Here is a 12,791-nt window from a genome sequence, read left to right as displayed (position 1 = left end):
ACCTCCCCAATCCACGCAAGATCCCGCGAAGCGACCCGTTCGAGGGGCGCTGTCGCACCCGGCGCATAGTCTCGGTGCTTCCAACCCCGGTCGCTCGAAGGACGCGCATGACTGATTACGTTGCACCCCAAGAAGACTCGCTTGAAATGCCCTCCGGATGGGCCGCGCGGCCGATGTCGTGGCGGGGGCGCCGGACCGGGAAGGCCGTTGTGCTCGACGCCGAGGCGGGGGAGAAGCTGCGCCGCAAGGTCGAGGCCCGCGCGCCGAAGGTACGGATCGCGCTGGCCCGCGAGGACAACGCCGACTACGTCGACGCGGCGGAGGCGTTCCTCGCCGGGAAGGCCGACCCGCGCGGCGCCGCCGCGGTCGCCGCCCTCATGTGCGACGAGTACAGCCGCCGCTCCGTGTCCGTGCTGCGTCCCGAGTTCGACGGCTGGGCCGCCGAGCACGGCCTCCCGTTCGCCGTCGCCGCCGCGGTCGAACGCCTCGCGGTCCAGCAGTACTCCGGCAGCGGCAACGGGTACGAGCACCGCGTCGTCGCCTCCGCCAGCTTCGACTACATGAACCAGTACATGCACGAGTACGAGCAGGGCAGCCTCGCCGCGATCCGCTCCTTGCTCGCCGAACTCCCCGAAGACGAGTACGCCGCCGTGGTCGCCGCCGTCGCCCCCGTCCGCGACACCCCCCTGAAGCGCATCGGCGCCGCGATCCTCCTGCCCGACGAGGCCGCCTGGGTCGACGAGGCCATGCCCGAGTACGGGCAGATGCGCACCTACGGCTGGAACGACAGGATCCTGGTCCAGTCCGTCAGCACCCCGTCGCAACTCGACGCCGCCGGGATCACCCAGCTCAACGAGTACTACATCGACACCGCGGCCGTCGCGGCGCTCCTCAGCGGACTCGGCGCCGACGCCCTCCCGGTCATCGAGAGGACTTTCACCCAGAGCGGCCACCTGCCCGCCGAGTTCCGCAAGACCCTCTACCGGGCCGTCGCCGCGATCCCCGCCGACGCCGCCATGGACCTCCTCGTCAAGCGCCTCAACGAACCCCACGTGTTCGAGCCCGCCGTCGAGGCCGCCGCCCGCTTCCCGCAGCGCACCCTTCGCACCGTCCTCGCCCGCGCCGGCCGCACCAGCGGCGACGCCCGCTTCCGCCTCATCGCCCTCGCCTCCCTCGTCCCCGAGGCCCACCGCGCCGCACTCGACGAGACCGGAAGGGCCGCACTCGACGCGCTCCTGGCCGAGAACGGCCGCGCCCCCGAGGCCGACCCCGCCGACGTCCCCGCACTCCTCGCCACACCGCCGTGGACCGTGAAGCGCGCCAAGGCCAAGCCCGTCGTCATCGAAGGGCTCGAAGCCCCCGAGGGCCACACGGTCACCTGGGCCGCAGGCGAGCGGGAGGAGTGGCTCGGCCTCAAGGAGTACTGGGACGAGGACGACGCCGAAGAGCCCGGACCCGACCCCCACGACTGGCAGATCGAGCAGTACCTCGTCTTCGGCGACCCCGTGAAGGCCGAGAAGTACCTCGACCACTGGATCGCCAAGGACTACCACGGCTACGAGTACAGCGTGCTGCGCGTCCTCGCCCGCTACGGCGACCGCACCGTCGACCGCGCCGTCGCCGCCGCCCGCCGGGACGCCACCTTCCAGCGCCTCCCAGGACCGATCCTCGGCCTGGAGGCCGCCCGCCTCTGCGCCGAGCGCCTCGACCGCCTCAAGTCCGCCCGCCCCTCCGCCGCGAAGTGGTTCGCGCGCCACGGCCTCGCCGCCGTCCCCTACCTCGTCCCCGACGCCCTCGGCGCCGACAAGAAGCTCCGCCGGTACGCCGAGACCGCGCTCCTCCACCTCGCCATGCGCTTCAGCGCCGCCGACGTCACCGCCGCCGCCGAAGGCTTCGGACCCGAAGCGGCCCAAGCGATCGCCGCGCTCCTCGACGGCGACCCGCTCGAACCCCGCGGCGTCAAGCTCCCCAAGCCCGGCGCCTGGGCCTCCCCGGCGACCCTCCCGCAGGTCCTCCTCAAGAACGGCGAGGCCCTCCCCGCCGAGTCGGTGCGCCACCTCCTCACCGTCCTCGCCCTCGCCACCCCCGAATACCCCTACCCGGGGCTCGACGTGGTCGCCGAGACCTGCGACCGCGCGTCCCTCGCCCGCTTCGGCCGCGCCGTGTTCCAGCTCTGGCTCTCGATCGGCGCGCCCCCGAAGGACTCCTGGGCCCTCACCCAGCTCGCGCACTTCGGCGAGGACGAGACGGTGTGGGCGCTGGCCCCGCTCATCCGCGAATGGCCCGGCCAGTCGCAGCACAAGCGCGCGGTCACCGGCCTGGCCGTGCTCGGCGCCCTCGGGTCCGAGGAGGCGCTGCGCGCCATCCAGGTCATCGCCGACCGCGTCAAGTTCAAGGCGCTCAAGGAAGAGGCGGGCCGCCAGATCGAGCACATCGCCGCCGAACTGGGGCTCTCGCGCGAGCAGCTCGCCGACCGGCTCGTGCCGGACTTCGGGCTCGGCGAGGACGCCGCGCTCGTCCTCGACTACGGCCCGCGGCAGTTCACCGTCGCGTTCGACGAAGCCCTGAAGCCGTTCGTCACCGACGAGAGCGGCAAGCCCCGCAAGGTCCTCCCCAAGCCCGGCGCGAAGGACGACCCGGACCTCGCCCCCGCCGCCTACCAGCGGTTCACGGCCCTCAAGAAGGAGCTGCGGGCCGTCGCCACCGACCAGATCGCACGCCTCGAAGCGGCCATGACCTCCACCCGCTCGTGGTCCCTTGAGGAGTTCCGCCGGTTCTTCGTGGACCACGCCCTCACCAGGCACCTCGCGCGCCGCCTCGTGTGGACCGCCGAAGTGGAAGGGGCCTACGCCGGGTTCCGCATCGCCGAGGACGGCTCCTTCAGCGACGCCGACGAGGAGACGATCGAGATCCCCGAGGACGCCGCGATCCGCGTCGCCCACCCCGTCCACCTCGGGGACGCCATCGCCGCGTGGGCCGAGATCCTCGCCGACTACGAGATCCTCCAGCCCTTCGACCAGCTCGACCGGCCCGTGCTCGCCTTCACCGACGAGGAGCTGGAGACCGGCCGCCTCACCCGCTTCGAAGGCGCGAAGGTCGACGTCGGCCGTGTCCTCGGCATGACCAAGCGCGGCTGGCGGCGGGCCTCCCCGGAGGACGGCGGCGTCGAACCGGGCCTCGCCTACAAGCTCCCGAACGGCGGCTACGCCCTCATCGAGCTCGACCCGGGCATCTACGTCGGCGCGATCGGCGAGACCCCCGAGCAGACCCTCCGCGGCGTCCACCTCGCCGAGCACGAGCGCTACTACTGGACCGCCGACGAGGTCGCGAAGCGCAACCGCCCCAAGGACGTCGACGCCGTCACCGCCGCCGAGGTCCTCGGCTCCCTGGCCCGCCTGACCGGCCGCTCCTGACCCGCTCACCTGCGGGGGTGTCGCACCGGGACCGTATCCTCGGGGCGGCACCCCCCACGCTGGAAAGACCGAGATGACGCCTGAAGCGCCCGCACTCCCCGCGGCCTGGACCGCGAAGCTCCTCCCGCGCCGCGGGACCCGCCCCGGGACGCCGACCGAACCGGACCCCGACGCCCCCGACCTCCTCGCCGAGCGGTTCGAGGTCCACGCCGACCTCCTCGCGCGCATCCTCCACATGAAGCGCAACCGCCGCCACCGCCAGACGATCGGCGACTACCTCTCGGGCGCACCGGACGTCGCGGGCGCCGTGGCCGCCGGGGAGCTGCTGCGCCACGTCGGCCCCCACACCCCCGACGAGTGGACCCGCCTCGAACTCGACGCCTGGCTCGTCGCCCGCGGCCTCCCGTGGACCTTGAGCGCGTTCATCGAACGCCACGCCGTCGAGCTGGCCGCCCACCTCCGCGACGGCGTGCGCCCGCAGACGGGGCACCTGTACCTCACCGACTCCTCCTGGTACGAGTACCGGTCCCTCCACCGCGACATGGACAACGGCGTCATCGCCGGCCTCCGCGCCCGCCTCGCCGCCGCCTCCGACGACGAGTACCGGGCCGTCGTCGCGGCCGTCGCCGAGCACCGCCGCGGCCCCTCCCAGCGCCTCACCGCCGCGCTCCTCCTCCCCGACGAGGCCGACTGGGTCGCCGAGGTCTGCGACGAGTACCACGAGCACCGCTCCTCCGGCACCACCGACCGGTTCCTGTACCACTTCGTTTCCACGACCGCCCACCTCAAGGCCGCCCGGGTCCACAGGTTCGAGGAGTACTACCTCGGCGCCGAGCACATCGCCGCCGCCCTCGACTCCCTCGGCCCCAAGGCGTTCGGCCTCCTCTCGCGCACCTTCGGCTCGCGCTGGCACGTCAGCGCGGCCAACTGCCGCCTCCTCGTCAAGGGCCTGGCCCTGCTCCCCGAAGGCGCCGTGCACCTGGTCGAGAAGCTCGACAAGGCGTACGTCTTCGACGGCGCCGTCGAGGCCGCCCGCCGCCACCCCGGCCCCGTCCTGCGCGCCGTCGCCGCGGCCGCCCCCGACGCCGCCCCCGCCCAGCGCGGCCGCCTCGCCGCCGTCGCCGCCGCGGCCGGGACCCTCGACGGCCTCACCGACGCCGAACGCGCCGCCATCGCCGGACTCGCCCAGCGGACCGTCCCCGACGCCGACCCCGCCGACCTCCCGTACCTGTTCACCGCCCCGCCCTGGACCGTCAAGCGGCGCAAGCCGAAACCCCAGGTCATCGACGGCCTCGAACCCGTCGGGGAGCCGCGCCTCGCCTGGAACGACGGCGAACGGGAACGCTGGCTCGACCTCGTCGCCAGCTATGTGGACGACCCGGAGGCCGCCGCCAGATGGCGCGGCGTCTCGGCCCGCCGCCTGACCGGCGACTCGGCCCGGTACCTCCTGCCCTCGCTCCTCGCGTTCGGGCCGCCCGACGTCGCCGACCCGTACTACGAGCAGTGGCTCGCCACCGACGCCGAGCCAGGCCAGGACCAGGTCCTCGCGATCCTCGCCCGCTACGGGCCCGACTCGATCCCCAAGGCCGTCAAGGCCGCCGAGTACTGCGACTTCGACCAGGTCCTCGGCCCGGTGTTCAGTCTCGGCGCCGCCAGGCACGTCGCCGAGCGGTACGCGCGCCGCAAGACCGACCGCGCCCTCGCCGCCGGCTGGTTCGAGCGCCACGGCCCCGCCGTCGCCACCGTGCTCGTCCCCGACGCCCTCGGCGCCGACAAGGACCGCCGCAAGTACGCCGAGGCCGCGCTGTTCCACCTCGCGGTGCGCCTGGGCGACAAGGAGGTCGTCGCAGCCGCCGAACCCTACGGCCCCGAAGCGGTCGCGGCCGTCGCCGCGCTCTTCGACGGCGACCCCCTCGAACCGCGCGGCGCGAAGCCCCCCAAGCCCGGCCCCTGGGCCGTCCCGGTCATGTTCCCGCAGGTCCTCCTCGCGGACGGCGGCCGCGCGCTGCCCGATGACGCGGTGCGGCACCTGCTCGCCGTCCTCGCGCTCGCCACGCCCGAGTACCCCTACCCGGGCCTGGACGTGGTCGCCGCGACCTGCGACCGGGCGTCCCTCGCGCGGTTCTCCCGCGCGGTCTTCGAGCAGTGGCTCGCCGTCGGCGCCCCCGCGAAGGACCAGTGGGCGCTGACGCAGCTCGCGCACTTCGCCGAGGACGCGACGGTGTGGCTCCTCGCGGACCGCCTGCGTACGTGGCCCGGCGACGGCCAGCACAAGCGCGCGGTCACCGGCCTCGGCGTGCTCGGCGCCATCGGCACCGAGGAAGCCCTGCGCGCCATCCAGACCACCGCCGACAAGGTCCAGTTCAAGGGCCTCATGTACGAGGCCATGGAGCAGATCCGGCGGATCGCCGAGGAGCTGGGGCTCTCGCGGGACCAGCTCGCCGACCGGCTCGTGCCGGACTTCGGGCTCGGCGACGCCGACGTCCTCACCGTCGACTACGGCACCCGCAAGTTCACTGTCGCCTTCGACGAGCAGTTGCGGCCCTTCGTGATCGACGAGGCCGGGAAGGCCCGCAAGAGCCTCCCCAAACCCGGCGCCAAGGACGACGACACCGTCGCCGACGACGCCTACCAGCGGTTCCAGGCCCTCCGCAAGGAGCTCAAGTCCGTCGCCAAAGAGCAGGTGACCCGCCTTGAGGCCGCGATGGTCTCCGGCCGCACCTGGGACGCGGGGGAGTTCCGCCGGTACCTCGCAGACCACGCCCTCACCGGGCAGCTCGCGCGCCGCCTCGTCTGGCTCGCCGACGGGGCCGCGTTCCGCATCGCCGAGGACGGCACGTTCAGCGACCTCGCCGACGACGCGTTCGAGCTCCCTGCGAGCGCTTCGGTGCGCCTCGCCCACCCCGCGCTTCTCGGGGACGCCACCGGCCGGTGGGCCGAGCTGCTCGCCGACTACGAGGTCCTCCAGCCGTTCGACCAGCTCGCCCGGCCCGTCCTCGCCTTCACCGCGGAGGAACTGTCGACCGGCCGCCTCCCGCGCTTCGAGGGTGCGGCCGTCGACACCGGGCGCCTCCTCGGCCTCTCCCGACGCGGCTGGGCCCGCGGCTACCCCGGCGACGGCGGGCTCGTCCCCGGGTTCACGTACATGCTCGCGAGCCGCTGCTTCCTCGTCCTCCACGTCGCGCCCGGCATCGACCTCGGGTACACCGCCGAGCACCCGGTGCAGACCACCGCCTCCGTCCACTTCGTCGACCTCGGGACCTTCGGCACCGACCCCGTGCCGCCGACCGGCCCCATCGACCCCGTCGCCGCCGCCGAGGCCCTCGGCGCCCTCGCCCGCCTCACCGGCTCCTGATCCGAAGGACACCGCATGACCTCTGAAGACCGCCTTGAGATCCCCGCGAACTGGCTCGCCGAGCTGCCGCCGCGCCGCGGCGTGCGCACCGGCGAGCCCGGGGAGCTCGACCCCAAGGCCCCGCTGCTCGTCCGCGCCCGCCTCAAGTCCCGCGACGCCGACCTGCGGGCCGCGTTCGCGCCCGGCGCGAACACGATGCACGCCGACGCGGCCCTGCGCCACCTCGACGGCGAGCCCGACCCCGAAGGGGCCGCGGCGCTCGCGGCCCTGAGCGAGCAGTCGGACCGCCGCAGCACCGACACGACGCTCCGGCCGGAGCTCGACGCGTGGGTGCAGGACTTCGGCCTCCCGTTCGCCGTCGCCGCCTGCGCGGTCCGCCTCGGCATCCACGCGTGGAACCCCAGCGGCGGCTGGAACAAGCCCGACGAGCTGCGCGACCGCAGGCTCAGGGCCGTGGGCCCCACCGAGATGAACCGGCTCTACGCCGAGCACGACCGCGGCGTGCGCCGCCTCCGCGCGCTCCTCGCCGCCGCCTCCGATGAGGAGTACGCGGCCGTGGCCGACGAACTCGCCAAGTACCGCACCGGCCCGGTCCTCCGGTTCATCGCGACGGTCCTCATGCCCGAGCGGCCCGACTGGGCCGAAGAGGTCTGCCGCGAGCACAAGACCAGCGGCTACGGCTACTTCCACCCGCTCCTGTGGATCAACGTCGACCGCCCCGAACTCCTCACGGCCGCAGGGATCTCCAAGCTCGACCAGTGGCAGGTCAGCCGGTACGCCACGACCGCGATCCTCGACAACCTCGGCACGGCCGCGCTCCCGTTCCTCATCGCCACCGGCCGCCAGCAGCTCGACGCGGCCGCGAAGCGCACCGTCCTCGACGCGATCGCGCTCGTGCCCACCGACGAGGCCATGGCCCACCTGGTGTCCCGCCTCGACGAGGCCCAGGTCTTCGAGGTCGCGGCCGATGCGGCCGTGCGCTTCCCCGGCCGCGTCCTGCGCGCCGTCGCCGCCGCGTCCCGCACCGCCGAGCCCGAGTTCCTGCCGCGCCTCGCCGCGGTCGCCGACGCCGCCCCGGCCGCGGCCCGCGAGGCCCTCGCCGGGAACGACGCGGCCGCCATCGCCGAACTGCTGGCCCCCGCGCTGATCCCGGACGCCGACGCCGCCGACCTGCCCGGGGTCCTCACCGCCCCGCCGTGGACCGCCAAGCGCGCCAAGCGCAAGCCCGTCGTCATCGAGGTGCACTCGGACGCGAAGCCGCAGGTCGTCTGGGCCGCAGGGGAGGCCGACCGCTGGGCGAAACCGGAGTACGACTACTTCCGGAACCAGACCGACGCCGACTGGCAGAAGATGCTCGACCGCGGCGGCGTCGGCCGCGGGGCCGTGCGCCACAACTACTCCGTGATGGTCACCTACGCGCCCACGTCCTTCGCCCTCCAGGCCCTGGAGAAGTGGGACGGCTCCTTCAGCCCCTACACGACCGGCGACCTCAAGGTGGTCCTCGGCCGCTTCGGGCCGCCCGCGGCCGACAAGGTCGTCACCGCCCTGCGCTCGCACCCGAACTACCACGAGGCCCTCGTCCCGATCCTCAGCGTCGAGGCCGCGCGCCTCGCCGCCGACTGGTACGCCCGCCTCAAGGGCGCCCGCGTCGGCGCCGTCGCCTGGTTCGAGCGCCACGGCGCCGCGGCCGCGGCCCTGCTGATCCCCGACGCGCTCGGCGCCGACAAGAAGCTCCGCGGCAACGCCGAAGGGGCCCTGTGGAACATCGCGCTCCGCGTCGGCACCGAGGCCGTCACCGCCGCCGCCGAGCCGTACGGCCCCGAAGCCGTCGCCGCGATCGCCGAACTCCTCGCGGGCGACCCCCTCGAACCGCGCGGCGTCAAGGTCCCCAAGCCCGGCGCGTGGGTCGCCCCGCGGCTCCTGCCGCAGGTCCTCACCGCCGCGGGGGACCGCGCGCTCCCCGCCGACTCGGTGCGCCACCTCGTCACCGTCCTCGCACTGTCCACCCCGGACTACCCGTACGCGGGCATCGACGCGGTCGCCGCCGCCTGCGACCGCGCGTCCCTGACCCGCTTCTCCCGCGGCCTGTTCCGCCTGTGGCTCTCCTCCGGGTCGCCCTCGAAGGACGGCTGGGCGCTCACCCAGCTCGCCCACTTCGCCGACGACGAGACGGTGCGCCTCCTCGCCCCGCTCGTGCGCGAATGGCCCGGCCAGGCCCAGCACAAGCGGGCCGTCAACGGCCTCGGCGTGCTCGGCGCGATCGGCTCCGAGGCGGCCCTGCGCGCCATCCAGGGCATCGCCGAGAAGGTGAAGTTCAAGGCGCTCAAGGAAGAGGCCCGCGTCCAGATCGCGGCCATCGCCGACGGCCTCGGCCTCACCCGCGAGCAGCTCGCCGACCGGCTCCTCCCGGACTACGGCCTCGGCGAGGAGGGCGCGCTCGTCCTCGACTACGGGCCGCGCACGTTCACCGTCGTGTTCGACGAGCAGCTCAAGCCGTTCGTCACCGACGAGACCGGCAAGCCCCGCAAGAGCCTCCCCAAGCCCGGCGCGAAGGACGACGCCGAGAAGGCCGACGCCGCCTACAAGCGGTTCGCGCTCCTCAAGAAGGAGCTGCGCACGGTCTCCGCCGACCAGGTGCAGCGCCTCGAAGCGGCGATGGTCAACGGCCGCACCTGGACCCGCGACGAGTTCGAGCGCTACTACGTGCACCACCCGCTCACCTGGCACCTCGCGCGCCGCCTCGTCTGGTCCGCCGAATCCGGGGGCGTCCCGACCGCGTTCCGCGTCGCCGAGGACCGCACCTACACCGACGTCGAGGACGACGCGTTCGACCTCCCCGAGGACGCCGTGGTCCGCCTCGACCACCCGATCCGCATGGGGGAGCGGGCCGCCGACTGGGCCGGCGTCCTCGCCGACTACGAGATCCTGCAACCCTTCGAGCAGCTCTCCCGCCCGATCCTCGCCTTCACCGAAGAGGAACTGGCCACGGGCAGCCTCGCCCGCTTCGACGGCGCCAAAGTCGAGGTCGGGAAACTCCTCGGCCTCACCGGCAAGGGCTGGCAGCGGTCCTCGCCCGAGGACGGCGGCGTCGAACCGGGCATGTACTTCCCGCTCCCCAAGGGCGGGTTCATCACCGTCGCCCTCGACCCGGGCATCTGGGTCGGCATGATCGCCGAGAACCCGGTCCAGACCCTCTCGGGCGTGCGCATCATGGCCTCCGAGGACTACTGGTGGTCCGCCGCGGGCCGCAACCCCGAACCCAACCACCCCACCGACATCGACCCGGTGACCGCCTCCGAGGTCCTCGCGGCCCTCACCCGGATCACCGCGAAGGAGTGACCGTGGACCTCCCCGACGAGCACGTCTTCGCGCTCACCCCCGAGCAGCTCGCCGAGGCGCTCCCGCGCCGCGGCGGGCGCTCGGCCCGCCCGTTCGCGCCCCGCGGCGGCGACACCGAGTGGTGGCGGTACGCCGGGATCGAGCAGCGGCGGGAGCAACTGGACCGGGCCGCCGCCGAGCTCCTGACCGCGGCGCCGATCGCCGCCGCACTGCGGTCCTACCTCGACGGGACTCCAGACCCGCTCGGCGCGGCCGCGGCGTTCCTGGTGGACGACGCCGTGGGGACGCCGCTGTGGCGCGAGCCCGGCTACAGCCAGTACGACGCCTGGCTGGGCGAGCACGGCGCCGAGTTCGCCGCCGCCGCGGTCCTGGACTACTTCGCGGTCGCCATGGTCCACCCGGTCCTCCGCGGCGTGCCCGACCCGGGCCGGTACCTCGAATCGCTCGCCGTCGCGGCGGTCCCGGCCGACCCCGACGAGTTCCCGTGGCGGGACCTCGGCCGCGAGCTGGCCCGCCTCCGCACCCACCTCGCGGACATGCCCGAACCCGAGTACCAGCGCGTCACCGCGGTCTTCGAGACGAAGGACCGCAACCCGATCCAGCGCGCCGCCCGCGCCTACCTGGCGCCCGAGCGCACCGACTGGGTCGACGCGGTCTGCGACGAGCGGCCGCACCGGCGCTTCGCCAACTTCGGCGTGGACGCCTGGCTCCTCCAGTGCGCCTCCACCATGGACCAGCTCGAACGGGCGCGGCTCACGCGGCTCCCCGCGGTCGGGCTCTACCCGCACGTCGTCTGGACCCTCCTCGACGGGATCGGCCTCGACTGCACGCCCCTGCTCACCGGGGCCGCAGACCTCGCCACCATCGACGACGGCCGCCGCGACTTCGTCCTCGACGTGCTCGCGTCCCTGCCGCGCGACGAAGCGGTGCGGCACCTCCTCGAACGCATCGCGCGGCACCGCACCTGGGACCGCCTCCAAGGCGTCGCTGCACGCTTCCCCGTGCGCACCCTCCGCGCCGTCGCCGACCTCGCCGTCTCCGCCGACCGCGAGGACCTGACCCGCCTCACCGGCCTCGTCCAGTCGCACCCGGTCCTGTCCGGCCCCGCCCGCGACGCGCTCGACCCCGCCGACCGCGACCGCGTCGACGCGCTCCTGGAGTACCGCGGCCTCCCACCTGAGACCCCCGACGTCCCCGCGGCCCTGGCCCAGCCGCCGTCCCGCAAGGCCGCGCCCGCCTGGACCGCCATGTGCGCCGCGACGCCCGTGCTCCTCAAGGGCCGCAAGGCCCGCCTCCCGCAGGCCGCCGTCGCCCACCTCATCGCCGCGCTGGCGCTCGACACCCCGAAGTCCCCGCACCCCGCCGTGGACGCGGCGATCGCGACCTGCGACGCCGCGAGCCTCCGCGAGCTGTCCTGGGGCGTGTTCACCGCCTGGGACCTCGCCGCCGACCGCGGCAACCCGTGGGCGTTCGCACAGCTCGTGCGCTTCGCCGACGATGAGGGCGTGCGGCGCCTCGAAGCGCTGATCCTCCAGTGGCCGGGCCGGAGCCTCCACAAGCGCGCGGTCCGCGGCCTCGAACTCCTCGGCGCCATAGGCACCGAGGAGGCCCTCGCCGCTGTCCACCGCGTCTCCCGCACGTCCGCCTACAAGGGACTGAAGAAGGCCGCGCTCGCGGAGGTCGACCGGATCGCGGCCCGGCTCGGGCTCGACGAGGAGCAGCTCCTCGACCGGCTCGTGCCGGACTTCGAGCTCGACGCCGACGGCCGCATGGCCCTGGACTTCGGGCCGCGGGCGTTCACCGTCGGCTTCGACGAGCAGCTCAAGCCGTTCGCGATCGACCCGAAGGGCAAGGTGCGCAGGAGCCTCCCGAAGCCCGCCGCCGACGACGACCCGGAGGCCGCCGCCGACGCGGCCGCGCGGTTCGACCGGCTCAAGCGGAGCCTGAAGTCTGTGGGCACCGAGCAGGCCAAGCGCCTCGAACGGGCGATGGCCGCGGGCCGGGTGTGGGCCCGCGCCGACTTCCAGCGGTACTTCGCGGGGCACGCGCTCATGCGCCACCTCGCCCGCCGCCTGGTGTGGCAGTACACCGAGGGCCGCGAGTGGACCTCGTTCCGGGTGGCCGAGGACGGCACGTTCGCCGACGTCCACGACAACGCCAGGCGCCTCCCCGAACGCTGCGCGGTGCGCCTGCCGCATCCGCTGCTGCTCGGCCCCGAGGTCCCCGCGTGGGCCGAGGTGCTCGCCGACTACGAACTGGCGCAGCCGTTCCCGCAGCTCGCCCGCACCGTCGTGGCGCTCACCCCGGAGGAGGCCGCGACCGGTCGCTTGGCCCGCTTCGAGGGGCTGAGCGTCCCGGTCGGGCCGCTCATCGGGCTGCGCCGTGGCCGCTCGTGGTGGAGCTACAGCGACGCGTACTCCGCCCCGGGCGAACCCCTGGGGCTGAAGCGCGAGCTGCCCGGGGACGGGTTCCTGCTGCTGGGCCTCGCGCCCGGCATCGACCCCGCCGCGCCCTCCTACGAGCCGCGGCAGACACTGAAGGCGGTGCGGCTGAGTACGGGCGAGTCCGCGGACGACCCTGCGCCGCGCGGCCTCGACCCGGTCGCCGCCTCCGAGGTCCTCTCCTTTCTCGAACAGCTGACGGTGCGATGACTCCGGGGGGATGTCGCACCCTGTCTCTATGAT

At 74.2% G+C, this 12,791-nt stretch carries 4 protein-coding genes; all 4 read left to right on the top strand.

Annotated features, from left to right (window positions below; translation table 11 throughout):
• The first annotated feature begins 107 nt into the window (after positions 1-107).
• The 4 genes from AB0A65_RS15155 (at position 108) to AB0A65_RS15140 (ending at position 12,758) form a co-directional block, all read left to right on the top strand.
• A complete protein-coding gene (locus tag AB0A65_RS15155) occupies positions 108-3,413 on the top strand; it encodes a DUF4132 domain-containing protein (protein ID WP_359951562.1) in 3,306 nt (1,101 codons plus the stop codon).
• Between the two features lie 73 nt (positions 3,414-3,486).
• On the top strand, positions 3,487-6,768 hold the full coding sequence (locus tag AB0A65_RS15150; RefSeq protein ID WP_359951560.1) for a DUF4132 domain-containing protein: 3,282 nt from the start codon (positions 3,487-3,489) through the stop codon (positions 6,766-6,768).
• A 15-nt stretch (positions 6,769-6,783) separates the two neighbouring features.
• On the top strand, positions 6,784-10,107 hold the full coding sequence (locus tag AB0A65_RS15145) for a DUF4132 domain-containing protein (protein ID WP_359951558.1): 3,324 nt from the start codon (positions 6,784-6,786) through the stop codon (positions 10,105-10,107).
• 2 nt (positions 10,108-10,109) lie between these two features.
• Entirely contained in the window at positions 10,110-12,758 is a 2,649-nt protein-coding gene (locus tag AB0A65_RS15140; protein WP_359951556.1) for a DUF4132 domain-containing protein, read from the top strand.
• Positions 12,759-12,791: the final 33 nt, after the last annotated feature.

Origin of the sequence: Glycomyces sp. NPDC047010 (genome assembly GCF_040644205.1) — a bacterium.
GTDB lineage: Bacteria > Actinomycetota > Actinomycetes > Mycobacteriales > Micromonosporaceae > Glycomyces.
Note: the sequence above shows the minus strand (reverse complement) of the source record. Positions and strands in the feature narration are given on the sequence as shown.